The following is a 15,600-nucleotide window of genomic DNA, read 5'->3' on the forward strand; positions in this document are numbered from 1 at the left end:
TTTCGAACAGGCTCTAAATTTCAGAAAATTCAGGAATCCCAGAGAAACCAAGAAACGCAAAACAAAAAACGATTTTGAAATACAACAGGAGAAAAAGTCGTATGGAATTTGATGAACTAAGACAACGTCAAAAAAAGGCCAAAACAGAGCCGAATACTACAGAATACAGTTTCCAAAAGGAACACCCTTCCCAGGAATTACCAAAGGAACAAAATCCAGACGACTCCTACCAGCTTCTTGGCGGCTCTCAGGACGTAGAGGACTCCGAAGACTTCTCCCTTATGGAAGAAAGTCTGCAGAAACTGGAGTCTTATAAATACTTCGACGGTAATAAAATTTTTAACTCCCTGGAGCTTCCCTCCAAAGAACGAAAAAAAGGCGAAGCCATCTATCACCAGAATAAAATACACATCACTGACCTCTCCAGCGGCTATGACCACCTCACCGGTGAAAGCCTGGGCCAGATCGAGGCCGAATTTGACGCAGCCGGAAGAAGCTTCAATACTCATTTTCTCTTTTCCCACAATAAAATTGAAGAGGCAAGATGCTTCTGCCCGGAATGCAGCCGGAAATACTGGGGCTGGTTCTCGAACAATCCCCAATGTCAGTATACTGCAGCCCTTGCTTTTTATCTCCGGGATTACCTGAAGCAGAACAATCTTTCTGATGCCACAGACATGAACGGAGATTATCTGTTGAATGCTTACCGCAAAAGCCACCTGAAAAATCTCCAGAAAGAGCAGTCAGAATCCACCTCCCCAAATGTGACTCTGGTTCCAAGACTGACGCAAAAAGGAAAAAAGCTGTCCGTTTCCTTTAAGGTTGGAACGGATAAAATGTTTGTGGTAAAAAATTTAGGCAGCTTCTGCCGCCAGGTACATGATGGAGAAACTGTCCAATACGGAACTTCCACCAAGCTTAGTCACAAAATGCAGGATTTCACAGAAGAAAGCCGCAAATGGATCCGCTTCATTGACCAGATTGCACGTGAGGAAAAGCGCTTCGTGGAAAACATCCAGAATTCCGGCATTTATTTACCAAAAAAATTTGACGTAGGCAGTTCCCTGGAGCTTTTTGGCTGGCGGATTGACAGCTTTTATGAAAATATGGGTGACGGGAAAATTGATTTTGAAGACAAATCTGCCGATGCCACACGAAAAAAAGCCCAGCTCCACTGCAGCATTGGTAATCCACAGGTTTCCATACACATCCAGGATGCCTCCAAAGGAAAGCAGCAATTCGACGGAGTCACCGTAAGCGGTACCCTGCCAGAGCTTTTCCAGGGTATGGATTTTGCTTATTTTATCCAGGACAACTACTTTTGCAGAACCGAACCAGACTTTATGGAAAAAGTACGTCCCCTTACGGAGCTTTCCCGGAGCGGACAGTTCCATTTCCAGATGGGACGAAACACCTTGTCCAACTTTTACCACAATGTGCTGCCCCAGCTTCAGGAAGTAGCCGATATTACAGAAGAAAATCCGGAGAAATTCAGACGATATCTGACTCCGGAGGTTCGTTTCGTCTTCTATCTGGATATGGAAAATGACAATGCTACCTGTAAAATAAGTGCATTCTATGGAAAAAGGGAATTTTCTGTAGGAAAGCTCTATTTCCCCGGGAAGCACCAAATGGAGGAACACTTCCGGGATTTCTCACTGGAAAAAAATATTCTCCATCAGGTGGAACAATGGCTGCCTTATTATAATCCTGACCTTGATGAGTTTCATTGCAACCAGGATGAAAACCTGATCTATCAGCTAATGGCCTACGGAACAGAGGCTCTTATGGAGCTTGGGGAAGTGCGCTGTACAAACCGTTTCCGCAACCACCATACTTTAAAAACCGTAAAGGTCGCCGTGGGCGTGTCCCTGTCCGGCGGACTTCTGGATCTGGATATTTCCACAGACGATATTTCCCTTCAGGAGCTTCTTGACATTCTGAAGAGCTATCAGCTAAAGAAAAAATATTACCGGCTGAAAAGTGGCGAATTTGTCAATCTTCAGGAACAGGATCTGCAATCACTGGCAGATCTGATGAAAACCCTTCATCTCACTCCACGGGAATTTGTCAAGGGAAAAATGCACATTCCTGCATACCGCACCTTATATCTGGATCAGATGCTGGAAAGTAACGAAAACATATACGCCAACCGTGACCGCCATTTCCGTGAAATAGTCAAAAGCTTCAAGACCATCAACGACGCGGATTTCGAAGAGCCGGAAAGCCTTTCCAAAATTATGCGAAAATACCAGAAAAACGGTTACAAATGGCTGCGTACCCTGGAGGCGTGGAGATTTGGCGGCATTCTTGCTGACGACATGGGACTTGGAAAAACATTGCAGGTGATCGCAGTTCTCCTTGCAGCCAAACAGGAAGGCAAAACCGGTACTTCACTGGTAGTAGCTCCTGCCGCCCTTGTTTTCAACTGGGGAGAAGAACTTGCCAGATTTGCCCCGGAACTAAAAGTTTCTTTAATTACCGGAAGTCAGTTTGAGCGCCAGATGAAACTTCAGGCATACACAGACTCCGATGTGCTGGTTACCTCTTACGACCTTTTAAAAAGAGATATTGACCAGTATGAAAATATCGAATTTTTATACCAGATCATTGACGAAGCACAGTACATTAAGAATCATACAACTGCTGCTGCCAAATCCGTTAAGGTTATTCACAGCCAGACCCGTTATGCCCTTACCGGTACACCGATCGAGAACCGGCTTAGCGAGCTTTGGAGTATTTTCGATTATCTCATGCCAGGCTTCCTTTATGGCTACGATACCTTTAAAAAGGAATTCGAGACTCCAATTGTAAAAAATGAGGATCAGGAAGCCATGACCCGGCTGCAGAAAATGGTTTCTCCTTTTGTTCTGCGCCGTCTCAAAGAAGATGTGCTGAAAGATCTTCCGGAAAAGCTGGAAGAAGTCCGTTATGTAAAATTTGAGGATGCCCAGCAAAAGTTATATGATGCCCAGGTTGCACATATGAAAGAAAAAATTGCCCAGCAGGATGCGGGGGAATTTAACAAAAGTAAATTGCAGATACTGGCCGAACTTACCAAGCTTCGGCAGATCTGCTGCTCTCCTTCTCTTTGCTTTGAAAATTATCGTGGAGAATCTGCCAAAGCCGAAAGCTGTATGCAGCTGATCCAGAGTGCCATCGACGGTGGTCACCGGATGCTTTTATTTTCCCAGTTTACCTCCATGCTTGCTATTTTGCAGGAGCTTCTGGAGAAGGAAAACCTTCCATATTTTATTATCACAGGAGAAACTTCCAAACAGACCCGCCAGGAGCTGGTGAAACAATTTAACGCCGGAACCATCCCTGTATTTCTGATTTCCCTGAAAGCCGGAGGTGTAGGACTGAATCTTACCGGTGCGGATGTAGTCATCCACTATGACCCCTGGTGGAATCAAGCTGTGCAGAACCAGGCTACTGACCGTGCCCACCGCATCGGCCAGACGAAGAAGGTCACCGTGTACAAGCTCATCGCCAGAAATACCATCGAGGAAAAAATCCAGAAGCTGCAAGCGGCCAAACAGGACCTGGCTGAACAGATTATTAGCGGCGATATGGGACAGCTTGGCAGCATGAGCCGGGAGGATTTACTGGGATTGCTGTAATACACAGTTGAAGGATTGCTATTTTGTGTGTAAAGGCCACACCCCAGGCACACAAAATAGCAAAATTCCTCTCTACGAGCACAATCGTAAAAGTTTTCGAAAAAATTTAAAAAAATTATAAAATTCCTATTGACTTTTGGTGCGCACCTGATATATAATACATCTTGCGTTGAGGGAGTAACAAATCAACGAAATAAGAAAAGCGCCTTTAGCTCAGTTGGTAGAGCACCTGACTCTTAATCAGGGTGTCCAGGGTTCGAACCCCTGAAGGCGCACTGAAAGCACTGTTTTTGCGGACAAAGCGATTGCCGCGGGGACGGTGTTTTTTTGTGCGTGAAAATCCAGTGTTTATGCGGGTTTGAAGGTTCTTGTACATATCTCCAAATAACTTTCTAACATCTTTTTTACATCTTTTAATGCAACTCCCAACTTGAATACACAGTATTCACGCCTATACTATAAATAGTAAGTATAACAAGATATTTACATAAGGCTTACACTGTTATTCTTAATTCTTTCTCTTTCTTTATTTCCACGATCTTATCCAATAACGATCAAGATATCCGTACCCACGCCTCCCATCACCCAGTGCAGTGAAGCGCCCACGTCCGCCATAACAAATTTCCCACTACCACAACCAGCGAGAGAAGGGGCATGGTGCTGCCGGACAAATTGCGAGGCTTTGTGATTTCTTTCGCGCTAGCTGCGCTCTTGCTGGCACTGTCTGAGCCCGAAAGGCGAGTTTGCCAGCGAGAGTGCAAATAAGCGCGCGAAAGAAATCACAAAACGCAGCACTTGTCCGGCGGCACCATGCCCCTTCTCTCGCGTCCCGTATTGTCAGAAAATTCTCTTTTTACAATCCAAATTGTGATATTTTCCGTGAATATTCTTCAATATTTTGATTTCAAAAAAGTCAATACCTTTTTGCCGATTTTTGTCGTTTTTTCCATTTTCATAACAATAACCAAAACATTTGTTTCTCTCTCCATTATGTAAATCAACTCATCCACATGCTTTTCCATGTGGATAATGTGGATAACTTTGTGCATAACTTGATTTTTCAAGGTTTTTTCATATTTCAAAAAGTGGAAAACTTTTACCACTCTTATTCACCTATCCACATTTTCAAAAACTCTTTGTGCAATCTGCTAATTTCAACATTTTTCGACATTCTGGCATGCAAAATATCGTATTTACAATATCCTGCAAAATATAAACAACTTATTCTTCCTGTCCTTCTTTTTTACTCACTATAAAACCCATCTGCTTCAATATAAGTTCCTACCCCAGCCGGAGTTTCATAATCATAATTGGAAATCTTGATTCCCGATGCAGATGTACTGGCATGAATGATCTGTCCATTTCCAATGTACAAGGCTACATGACTGATTCCGCTTCCATAAAATACCAGATCTCCCGGTTCCAGGTCTGCCACATTCTTTTTCACAGACTGGTAGTACTGATCTGCTGCAACCCGCGGCAGCGAATATCCAAACTGCGCAAATACAGACATCACAAATCCGGAACAGTCCGCACCATTTGTCAGGCTCGTCCCACCATAGACATATGGATTTCCTTCGAACTGCAAGGCAAAGTCCACGATCTGCTGGCGAAGCTCTTCTTCTGACATTACAGTCTCATCACGATCGCTCTCACTAGGATCACTTGTGTTCTCCATGTCAGAGGCTTCTCCATTTTTATTCTCTGTCCCGGCAGTATTTTTGTTTTCTTCTGCATCTTTCTTTTCATTTTTTACTTCATTTTCAGTTCCTGCAATCACCTCTGTGTCTGCTTCTTCCTCCAGAGCCGCCACAAACGCCTCCCCTGCTTTTTCCACAGCCTTCTTCGTTGCTCCGAAAACAGTCTGGGGAACTACCACCTGCGCACAGATAGCTGCGCATAATATTACCTTACTGATCAGATTCTTTCCTTTATTTTTCAGCATTCATAACACCTCTCAAATTTATTTTCAAGTCCTCTTTAAAAAGCACTTCTACCATCTGCATGCTCCATCCGCTTTGCAAATATTACATTTTTATTAACTGTATGTAACAGTTGTGTATAATATCACAGTAAAATTTCACCGTCAATTTTTCAGGTCTCTTCTCAAACTCTTCCTTTTATGTAAAATCAAACAAACCTCAACATGAATCCGCGCGTATTTTTAACAATTCCCACAGGCATGTACACACAATCCTCACACTCGCAAAACCATGGAACCAAATTTCCTGCATACTCTACTGAAATTCTCAATAATATAGTAGAAATCCCCCGCTTCCGGAGGCAGCTTTATGCCTGACACTACCAGATTTACCGCCTCTAATCCCAGAAAGCATTCCATTTTTCAGTCTTTTATAGCCAAGATCAAGTCCAAAACGCTTCACCCAGCAACAGGTCCTAAAGCCATACGTTTCCTCCTGCCGGTTTTCCTTATCCTGTATTTTTCGGCCTCCTGGCTTTCCTCGCATGTCTTTTCCGAAAATGCCCGTTTTGAAAAATTCACGGAGACCCTGTTTGAAAAAGAGGTTTCTGGAAATGCCCTGAATCTCCACTATTCTCTTGCTTATCCGGAAAAACAGGGAATTTCCCGTCCACGCGCTACTCTTGGCACCATAAGCACAGACAATCAGAAAACTACTGCTGCCTGCCAGAAATACGAGGAAAAACTGAAGACCTTTTGCACCCAAAAGCTTTCTGCCAGCAACCGGCTGACCCTTGATCTGCTGCTTCTTTACTATCACACCGAAGCTTCCCTTGGAGACAACTACCTTCTGGAAGAGCCCCTTGGCCCAAGTCTCGGCATTCAGGCGCAGCTTCCCGTTCTTCTGGCTGAGTATGCGTTCTACGACAACCAGGACATTACAGATTACCTGAATCTTTTGTGCAGCACCGGAGAGTATTTCCAGAGTATTCTTGAATTTGAGCAAAAAAAGTCCGCCGCAGGCCTTTTCATGTGTGACGAAACCCTGGACCGCATCCAGGCACAATGCCGCGCCTTTATCCAGGATCCGGATTCCAACTATATGCAGGAAATCTTTTCCCAGAAGCTAAAAGACTACGGGCACCTCTCTTCCAGGGATCAGGAGCAGCTGATCCGCACACATAAACAGATTCTCCGTGAAAAAGTCCTTCCTGCTTACCAGAAGCTTATAGACGGCCTTGAGCAGCTCCGGGGTACTGGCAGGAACACCGGCGGACTTGCAGATTTTTCCGGGGGAAAAGAATATTACCAGTATCTGCTCCAAAGCCAGGTAGGAATCTATCAGCCGGTAGAAAAGCTGGAAAAGCGTCTTACCCAGCAGCTTTTGGCGGACTCTGACGAAATTTCTTCCCTTTTAAAAAAATATCCGAAGCTCCTTTCCTATCTTGAGCAGAAAACGGATCTGCCAGACATGGAACCGGTACAGATCATGAAAACCCTGGAGCAGAACATTCAGCAGGATTTCCCCACCATATCTTCTGTCGATTTCGAAATCCGGTCCGTACATAAATCTATGGAAGAATTTCTCAGCCCTGCTTTTTACCTGACACCGCCTATGGATACAGGAACCCCGAATGTCATTTATATCAATCAAGGCAGACCGGTTTCCAATCTGGAGCTTTTTACCACTCTTTCCCACGAAGGATTTCCCGGCCATCTTTACCAGACCGTTTATTTCGGGCGCCAGAATCCGTCCCACATCCGCTATCTCATTGATTACAGTGGCTATGTGGAGGGTTGGGCAACTTACGTGGAAAGCTATGCCTACGATTACGCAGCAGAGTTTCTCTCTTCAAACACCAAAACAGGCACCACTGCATCCGACCCGTCGCTTTCTCCCCAGGAAGCAGCAGCCTACACCCGCCTGGCCTGGCTGAACCGCAGCGTCAACCTATGTATTTATTCCCTTCTGGATGTTGGAATCCATTACCGGGGCTGGACTCCCTCCCAGGCAGCCAGGTTTCTCGGTCTTTTCGGAATCCGTGATGCCTCTGTTACGGCTGAAATTTACCGGTATATCACAGAAACACCGGCCAACTACCTGAAATACTATGCAGGCTATCTGAATTTCCTGGACTTAAGAGAAGAACAGCAGTCACTTCTTGGCCAGGACTTCAGTCTGAAAGATTTTCACAGGCAGGTTCTGGCAATTGGTCCCGTACAGTTTCCGGTTTTGCAAAAATATATCAACGAAAAATTGTAAGATTTTTGTAATAACTTCTTTCTTTGCTCACAATAATTTGCTATAATGAAATAAAAATGATTATAACTATTCATAAAGGACAAAGCCATGAAAAAACGAGATAATCTTCCATTAAATTATAAAGAACGTCTGAATTCGAGAACCAGTTTCCTGGTATCCATCGCGGTTCTGATCGTCTTATGCCTGGTCTTTAACCAGATGGACTACGCTATGATCCGACAGCCCGCCGCCCAGGCAAAGAAGGCGGCCGATGCCCAGAAGCAGAAGGAGGAAGAAGCAGCCGTCAGTGCGCCGGAAGTCACTACCGCCACAGTTCTTGCAGTCGGCGACAATCTTGTACAGCCAAGTCTTCTTGCTTCCGGCCAGTCTGATACCGGCGCATGGAATTACGACAGCGTTTATACCAATCTGAAAGCAGACATACAGGCGGCAGATGTTGCCATCGTGAATCAGGAGACACCATTTACTGCAGACCATAACGCAGTCAGCGGTACGGCTCCATATGCTACCCCCACTGAGATCGGGGATGCCCTGGTAAATGCCGGATTCAATGTGGTTACCTCTGCTACATCTCTTATCGATGACAATGGCGCTTCCATGATCACAGAAACTTTAAATTATTGGAAAACCAGCCATCCAGATGTAACTCTGGCAGGTATCCACGAAAGCCAGACCGGTACCGATGCCCCGAAGATTGTCGAAATAAACGGAATCAAGATTGCGATTCTTAACTATACTTTCCCTGCATATGGCAGCCAGACTGACAGTTCTTCAGACAGTTCAGAAGACGGCACAGAGGATTCTGCCGTTGCTTCTGACAGCACAGGCGGAACCACTACTTCCAGTGCTACAGCATCTTCCAAAGGTTCCATGATCGATACGTTTAACACCACAGATGTTGCCGCAGCGGTGAAACAGGCCAAATCCTCTGCTGACTGCGTGATCTTCTGTGCAAACTGGGGCAAGACCGAAGAGCCAATGCCTACCGAGTATGAGAAAGAATGGGCAAATTTCCTTATGGAACAGGGCGTTGATGTGGTGCTTGGCACTAATCCCAATGTGCTTCAGCCTTATGGTTATCTCACTGATGATTCCGGTCACAATATGCTGATCTACTACTCACTTGGCAATTTCGTCACCGGGCAGGAGACTTTGAAACAGCTCCTTGGGGGAATGGCAGCCTTCACCATCCAGAAGACTGTAGAAGGTGATCAGACTACCGTCCAGGTTCAGAATGCATCAATGACACCACTTGTAATGCATTACAGCTATGATAACCAGGAATATGCGCCATATAAGCTTTCCGATTATACAGACGCACTTGCTTCTGTACACAGCGTCCGCGATTCCATCGGCGATGAATTTTCCCTGGAGAATCTCCAGACCAAATATGATGAGATCATGTCCATGAACGTCATGCCTTCCACCAAGACCGATCTGATGGATGTCACGTTTGACTCTGATGGAAATATGATGGATTCCAATGGAAATTACGTGGAGGACAATGATTCCATCACCTCCTCCTGGTATTACCAGAATCTTGACAGCCAGACCAGTTCCGACAGTAGTGCAGGCTCTGACGCTTCAGATTCCGAAGAATAACCAGACGAACCAGAAAATATAAATGAACCAGATACTTTAACCCTAGTTTCATTCCTACCATATAGAAATCCGTAGTATTATGAATCATGCACAGACTATTCATATACTGCGGATTTCTTATTACCATTTCATAAAAATAATGTCTTTTTATCACGAAAACCTGTCTTTTTACACATGTAACTTGTTTTTCTATATAAAATCAGATAAAATTTAACTATAAATAATGAGGCAAAAAAAACAGACAATGGCTGTTAAAAAGAAAGGAGTTACAACTATGGGACTTATTAAAGCAGCACTTGGTGCAGCAGGTGGTACACTTGCAGATCAGTGGAAAGAATTCTTCTACTGTGATTCCATTGACAATGATGTTCTGGCAGTAAAAGGCCAGAAGCGCACCTCCAAGCGTTCTTCCAACACTAAGGGAAGTGACAACGTCATCACCAGTGGTTCCGGAATCGCTGTGGCAGACGGACAGTGTATGATGATCGTGGAGCAGGGCAAGATCGTTGATATCTGCGCAGAGCCAGGCGAATATACCTACGACGCATCCACAGAGCCCAGTATTTTTTCCGGGAATCTGGGCGATGCCATTCTGAACACCTTCCATACCATTGGCAAACGATTCACCTTCGGTGGTGATACCGGCAAAGACCAGCGTGTTTACTATTTCAACACCAAAGAGCTGGTAGACAATAAATTCGGAACTCCTAATCCAATTCCGTTCCGTGTAGTTGACCAGAATATCGGTCTGGACATTGACGTTTCCGTCCGCTGCAGTGGTGTCTACTCCTACCGTATCGCAGACCCGCTTCTCTTTTATTCCAATGTGTGCGGAAATTTTGAGCAGCAGTACGACAGGGAACAGATCGAAGGCCAGCTGAAAACAGAATTTATTTCAGCTCTGCAGCCGGCATTTGCAAATATTTCCCAGCAGGGAATCCGCCCAAGTGCACTTCCTGCACACGCGATGGAGCTTTGCGACGCCATGAACCAGGCTCTCACCCAGAAATGGAGCCAGCTGCGTGGTCTTGTGATCGTATCCGTTGCCATGAATCCGATCACTCTTCCTGAGGAAGACGCACAGATGATCAAAGAAGCGCAGCGTACAGCTATGCTCCGTAATCCTTCCATGGCAGCTGCCACTCTTGCAGGTGCACAGGCAGAAGCTATGAAAACAGCTGCTGGCAATGCCGGAGGCGCAATGGCGGGCTTCATGGGAATGAATATGGCAAATATGGCCGGAGGATTTAACGCACAGAATCTTTATGCCATGGGACAGCAGCAGGCAGCACAGCCTCAGCAGATGGCAGGACAGACCATGCAGCCTGCACAGGCTTCTTCTGCCCCTTCTTCCGGACAGCCAGCACCTGATCAGTGGAAGTGCTCCTGTGGTGCTGTTGTATCTGGCAATTTCTGCCCGGAATGCGGCGCGAAAAAGCCTCAGGCTTCTTCGGCAAGTGCAAGCTGGACCTGCTCCTGTGGTGCCGTAAATACAGGTAAATTCTGCACCAACTGCGGTTCTCCAAAACCCGCTATGAAGCCTCGTTTCCGCTGTGATAAGTGTGGCTGGGAGCCGGAGGATCCTACCAATCCACCTAAATTCTGCCCGAACTGCGGCGATCCTTTTAACGAGAACGATATCCAGTAAAACAAAGCATAATAACTGAATCAGAACCAATTTTCCGAAAGGAGATGAACTATGTCTGACTTACTTGAATATAAATGCCCCTGCTGCGGAGGTGCCATTGAGTTCAACAGCAAACTCCAGAAAATGAAATGTCCTTACTGTGACACGGAATTCGATATGGAAACAGTAAAAGAATTCAATGAAGCCGCTGCCGGCCAGCAGACTGATGATATGAACTGGGAAAGTGCATCCACTACAGACTGGAAGAATGAAGAAACTGACAAAATGTCCGTTTACATATGCCAGTCCTGCGGTGGTGAGATTGTTGCAGACGAAAGTACTGGTGCCTCTGCCTGTCCCTTCTGCGGCAATCCGGTAGTCATGTCCGGTAAATTTTCCGGTGATTTGCGTCCAGACTTTATCATCCCGTTTAAGCTGGACAAAAAGGCAGCAAAAGAAGGTCTTAGCAAGCATCTTCACGGCAAGCTCCTTCTCCCCAAAGTCTTTAAAAAAGAAAACCACATCGACGAGATCAAGGGAGTCTATGTGCCATTCTGGCTTTTTGATACAGATGCCTCTGCCGATATCCGCTATCATGCTACCAAGACCCGTTTTTGGAGCGACAGCGAATATGATTATACGGAAACCAGTCATTACTCCGTTTTCCGTGCTGGAAACATTGGGTTCGACCAGATTCCGGTAGATGGCTCTTCCAAGATTGATAACGATCTGACAGAATCCCTGGAGCCTTACGTGATCTCTGATGCTGTAGACTTCGCTACCCCTTATCTGGCAGGCTACGTTGCCGACAAGTATGACGTATCCGCAGAGGAATGTGCAGAGCGCGCCAACCAGCGTGTGAAAAAAGCCGCAGAAGACGCTTTCCGCGACACTGTGATCGGTTATGACACCGTTACCCCTGAGGATACCCGTATTCAGCTGAAAGGCGGCAAGACCCACTATGCTCTTTTCCCGGTATGGCTTCTTTCCACCACCTGGAAGGGCAATCACTACCTGTTCGGCATGAATGGCCAGACAGGTAAATTCGTAGGAAATCTGCCGGTTGATAAAGGTATTTTTACCAAGTGGTTCCTGGGACTTACCGCTGGCTTTTCTGTCGCTGCCTATGCCATTGCATGGCTGGTTCACACGTTTGGTTAAGGAGGAGCATGCCATGAAAAAACAAACCTTTGGAATTATCCTGGCTGCAGCCCTTGGAGTTGGAAGTCTTTTCGGCGCGGCATTGCCAGCTGCCGGAAATCTTCCGGTTTTCCAGCCCCTCGCGGTACAGGCCGCAAATACTAACAGCTTCACAGGCTCCAATACTTCTTCAGAGTCTGACTTTTCCTTTGTCTTAGACGAGGCGGATCTTCTCTCCTCAGACGAAGAGTCCCAGCTTCTGGATAAGCTGGAATCTGTCAGTGCCGATTATGATTTTGATGTGGCAGTTGCCACAGTCCAGTCCATAAATGGTATGGAAATGAACAAATTTACCGACGTATTCTTTGATGAAAATGGATACGGAACAGGCGATAATCACGACGGTATCCTTTTCATGGTCAGCATCGGTGACCGCCAATGGCACATCACCACCCATGGCTATGGTATGACCGTTTTTAACCAGGATGGACTTGATTATCTGAAAGAACAGGTAGAGCCTCTGTTAAAAGACGAGGATTTCTACGGAGCCTTTGATACCTATGCAGACCAGTGCCAGCTTTTCCTGGAACAGGCAGCTACCGGAGAACCCTTTGACGCTTCCACACTTCCCAGGGAACCATTTTCCCCTATATGGATACCCATTTCCCTTGGAATTGGACTATTGCTTGCATTTCTTTGCACCATGGGTATGAGAGCCCAGCTGAAAAGTGTACGGGCAAAGGACAGCGCAGTGGATTATGTTCGCCAGGGAAGCTTAGATGTCACACGGTCCAATGATATTTTCCTGTATCATACAGTTACCAGAACTGCCAAACCCAAAGATGACGACAATTCTTCTACCGGCGGTTCCGACAGCAGCCACGGCGGTACAGGAGGAAGCTTCTGAGATCTGATTTTTCAAACAAAAAGAACCCGCCTGATAACTGGCAGATAAATGTATCACACATTTGCCAGCCCCAGGCGGGTTCTTTTTGTTATTCTAAACGGACATGTCTGCTTGCGCAGACATCACCATGAATGAAAATCAATCGTCTTCCATTTCTTCCTTTTTGCTGCTCTCAAATACATAATCATTGCCAGGAAGAACGGCATTCAGAAGGATTCCAACAATCGCAGCAAGTGCAAGACCGGTAAGAGTGATGCTGGTGCCTGCTACTGTAAAGGTAAGGCCATCAGAAATACCAAGTCCGCATACCAGGATAACCGCTGTGATCACCAGGTTACGGGAACGGGTCAGGTCTACTTTGTTCTCAACTACGTTGCGGACACCGACAGCAGAGATCATTCCATAAAGAATGAAGCTGATACCACCAATGATCGCAGATGGAAGGGAACTGATCACCTCTGCCATCTTCGGAACAAAGCTGAGGATTACTGCATAAATAGCCGCCAGACGGATTACCTTCGGATCGTATACACGGCTCAGGGCAAGAACGCTTGTGTTCTCACCGTAAGTTGTATTCGCCGGTCCACCGATCAGGGCAGACAGGGAGGTTGCAAGTCCATCACCAAGAAGTGTACGGTGAAGTCCCGGATCCTCAATGAAATTACGGTCAACCGTTGCGGAAATAGCAGAAATATCACCGATATGCTCCATCATGGAAGCAATTGCGATCGGTGCCATTGCAAGAATGGCTGTGATGTTAAATTTGCAGATGAAGAATTTCGGGAAACCAACAACCGGTGCACTTGCAACACCTGCAAAATTCAAAATAGCACTTCCGTCTGCGTTTGTCATGCCAAGTGCATTCATAATCAGGGCAACTACATAAGAAACCACAATACCAAGCAGGATCGGAATGATACGGAACATACCGGTTCCCCAGATATTAAAGAAAATAACCGTTCCAAGTGCGATCAGTGCAAGGATCCAGTTCTGGGAAGCATTGCTGATAGCAGATGGTGCCAGGCTAAGACCGATACAGATGATAATCGGTCCGGTAACAACTGGCGGCAGATAACGCATAACGCGTTTTACACCGATTGCTTTCACGATCAATGCAAGAACCAGGTACAGAAGACCTGCTACAAACACACCACCGCATGCATATGGAAGTTTCTCTCCATAAGACATATTTGCAAAAATCCCGGTATCAAGCTCTGCGACTGTAGCAAAGCCGCCAAGGAATGCAAAAGATGAACCCAGGAATGCCGGTACTTTAAGCTTGGTAAGTACATGGAATAAAAGTGTACCAAATCCAGCGCAGAAAAGTGTTACCTGAATGGATAACCCTTCACCGTGGAAATAATTATTTACCAGGATCGGAACCAGAATAGTGGCGCCAAACATAGCAAACATGTGCTGGAGTCCCAGAATCATCATCTGCGGAATTCCCAGCTTCCGGGCATCATAAATGCCTTCAACTCTGAATTTCATAAATAAAAGCTCCTCCTTTTCCCTTGCATCAGTATGGAAAATACCAATGCAGCTTATACTGTAAACAAAACCGTTCCGATTGTATTTACAAGTATGGTTTACATGCAACAACCTTGCTATAGTATAAAGGATACGACAGCTTTTTACAATTATTGACTTTCTATGGAAAGTGCGGTAATATTTTATCAGTATTCCCATAGAGGATTTATAAAAAACGGAGGTTTTTATTATGTCAGATTTTACAGGTATGGAAAATGTTTTTATTATGGACCACCCGCTGATCCAGCATAAGATTTCCATTCTTCGTAACAAAGAGACCGGAACCAATGAATTTCGTAAGCTTATCGAAGAGATCGCAGTTCTTATGGGTTTTGAAGCACTTCGTGACCTTCCTCTTGAGGATGTCGAGGTCGAGACTCCGATTGAGACCTGTCAGACTCCTATGATCTCAGGCAAGAAGCTGGCTGTTGTTCCAGTTCTTCGTGCAGGTCTTGGTATGGTTAACGGTATCACTACCTTAGTTCCATCTGCAAAGATCGGCCACATCGGACTTTACCGTGATCCAGAGACCCATGAGCCACACGAGTATTACTGCAAGCTTCCGGATCCGATTGACCAGCGTCTTATCGTTATGGTTGACCCGATGCTCGCTACAGGCGGATCTGCTATCGCTGCAGTAAACTATATCAAGCAGCACGGCGGCAAGAGTATTAAATGTATGTTTGTTATCGCAGCTCCAGAAGGTCTGAAACGTCTCCATGAGGTTCACCCGGACGTACAGATCTATGTAGGTCATCTTGACAGAGAGCTGAACGATCACGCTTATATCTGCCCTGGACTTGGCGATGCAGGAGACAGAATCTTCGGTACCAAATAAATTCCATATCCACGGACTTTTAAATCAGAGCATATCTGAAGAAAGCTCTGGAGTGTATAAAAAAGGCTGCAGCCCTGGAAATATTTTTTCCCCGGTTGCAGCCTTTTATTGTAAATACGATCCGTGATTGCGTAAATGCCCGAAAAAAC

Annotated in this window: 9 protein-coding genes and 1 tRNA gene; 8 read left to right on the plus strand and 2 right to left on the minus strand. The window is 45.7% G+C overall.

Features of this window, described 5'->3' with window-relative positions:
- Window positions 1–101 precede the first annotated feature (101 nt).
- Both ACTQWB_RS12450 and ACTQWB_RS12455 read left to right on the plus strand, forming a co-directional pair.
- On the plus strand, window positions 102–3,623 hold the full coding sequence (locus ACTQWB_RS12450; RefSeq protein WP_441501940.1) for a DEAD/DEAH box helicase: 3,522 nt from the start codon (window positions 102–104) through the stop codon (window positions 3,621–3,623).
- A 202-nt stretch (window positions 3,624–3,825) separates the two neighbouring features.
- A tRNA-Lys gene (locus tag ACTQWB_RS12455) sits at window positions 3,826–3,898 on the plus strand.
- A 968-nt stretch (window positions 3,899–4,866) separates the two neighbouring features.
- Here ACTQWB_RS12455 and ACTQWB_RS12460 read toward each other — a convergent pair.
- Entirely contained in the window at window positions 4,867–5,568 is a 702-nt protein-coding gene (locus ACTQWB_RS12460) for a C40 family peptidase (protein WP_441501941.1), read from the minus strand.
- A gap of 346 nt (window positions 5,569–5,914) precedes the next feature.
- Here ACTQWB_RS12460 and ACTQWB_RS12465 point away from each other — a divergent pair, with 346 nt between their 5' ends.
- The 5 genes from ACTQWB_RS12465 to ACTQWB_RS12485 all read left to right on the plus strand — a co-directional run bounded on the left by ACTQWB_RS12465 (window position 5,915) and on the right by ACTQWB_RS12485 (window position 13,083).
- Window positions 5,915–7,807 carry a DUF885 domain-containing protein gene (locus ACTQWB_RS12465; protein ID WP_441501942.1) on the plus strand — a complete coding sequence of 631 codons (1,893 nt, stop codon included), beginning with the start codon at window positions 5,915–5,917 and terminating at the stop codon, window positions 7,805–7,807.
- Between the two features lie 87 nt (window positions 7,808–7,894).
- Complete coding sequence (locus ACTQWB_RS12470) at window positions 7,895–9,409, plus strand: CapA family protein (protein WP_441501943.1); 1,515 nt, start codon at window positions 7,895–7,897, stop codon at window positions 9,407–9,409.
- Window positions 9,410–9,683: 274 nt separating this feature from the next.
- A complete protein-coding gene (locus tag ACTQWB_RS12475) occupies window positions 9,684–11,057 on the plus strand; it encodes an SPFH domain-containing protein (RefSeq protein WP_441501944.1) in 1,374 nt (457 codons plus the stop codon).
- Between the two features lie 51 nt (window positions 11,058–11,108).
- Window positions 11,109–12,197 (plus strand): hypothetical protein, encoded by a 1,089-nt coding sequence (locus ACTQWB_RS12480; RefSeq protein WP_441501945.1) that lies wholly within the window; start codon window positions 11,109–11,111, stop codon window positions 12,195–12,197.
- 13 nt (window positions 12,198–12,210) lie between these two features.
- Window positions 12,211–13,083 (plus strand): TPM domain-containing protein, encoded by an 873-nt coding sequence (locus ACTQWB_RS12485; RefSeq protein WP_441501946.1) that lies wholly within the window; start codon window positions 12,211–12,213, stop codon window positions 13,081–13,083.
- Between the two features lie 138 nt (window positions 13,084–13,221).
- On the opposite strand, the gene ACTQWB_RS12490 is transcribed toward ACTQWB_RS12485, so the two are convergent.
- Window positions 13,222–14,574, minus strand: coding sequence for a uracil-xanthine permease family protein (locus ACTQWB_RS12490; RefSeq protein WP_441501947.1), 1,353 nt, complete (start codon window positions 14,572–14,574; stop codon window positions 13,222–13,224).
- Window positions 14,575–14,821: 247 nt separating this feature from the next.
- On the opposite strand from ACTQWB_RS12490, the gene upp reads away from it, so the two are divergent.
- On the plus strand, window positions 14,822–15,451 hold the full coding sequence (upp, locus tag ACTQWB_RS12495; protein WP_441501966.1) for a uracil phosphoribosyltransferase: 630 nt from the start codon (window positions 14,822–14,824) through the stop codon (window positions 15,449–15,451).
- Window positions 15,452–15,600 lie beyond the last annotated feature (149 nt).

Origin of the sequence: Blautia sp. HCP3S3_H10_2 (assembly GCF_052122375.1) — a bacterium.
Lineage (GTDB): Bacteria > Bacillota > Clostridia > Lachnospirales > Lachnospiraceae > Blautia_A.

What these genes read in the sequence shown, in the direction of transcription:
- ACTQWB_RS12450 (WP_441501940.1), top strand. Translation starts at nt 102, where the DNA reads ATGGAATTTGATGAACTAAGACAACGTCAAAAAAAGGCCAAAACAGAG.
- ACTQWB_RS12460 (WP_441501941.1), bottom strand. Translation starts at nt 5,568, where the DNA reads ATGCTGAAAAATAAAGGAAAGAATCTGATCAGTAAGGTAATATTATGC.
- ACTQWB_RS12465 (WP_441501942.1), top strand. Translation starts at nt 5,915, where the DNA reads ATGCCTGACACTACCAGATTTACCGCCTCTAATCCCAGAAAGCATTCC.
- ACTQWB_RS12470 (WP_441501943.1), top strand. Translation starts at nt 7,895, where the DNA reads ATGAAAAAACGAGATAATCTTCCATTAAATTATAAAGAACGTCTGAAT.
- ACTQWB_RS12475 (WP_441501944.1), top strand. Translation starts at nt 9,684, where the DNA reads ATGGGACTTATTAAAGCAGCACTTGGTGCAGCAGGTGGTACACTTGCA.
- ACTQWB_RS12480 (WP_441501945.1), top strand. Translation starts at nt 11,109, where the DNA reads ATGTCTGACTTACTTGAATATAAATGCCCCTGCTGCGGAGGTGCCATT.
- ACTQWB_RS12485 (WP_441501946.1), top strand. Translation starts at nt 12,211, where the DNA reads ATGAAAAAACAAACCTTTGGAATTATCCTGGCTGCAGCCCTTGGAGTT.
- ACTQWB_RS12490 (WP_441501947.1), bottom strand. Translation starts at nt 14,574, where the DNA reads ATGAAATTCAGAGTTGAAGGCATTTATGATGCCCGGAAGCTGGGAATT.
- upp (WP_441501966.1), top strand. Translation starts at nt 14,822, where the DNA reads ATGGAAAATGTTTTTATTATGGACCACCCGCTGATCCAGCATAAGATT.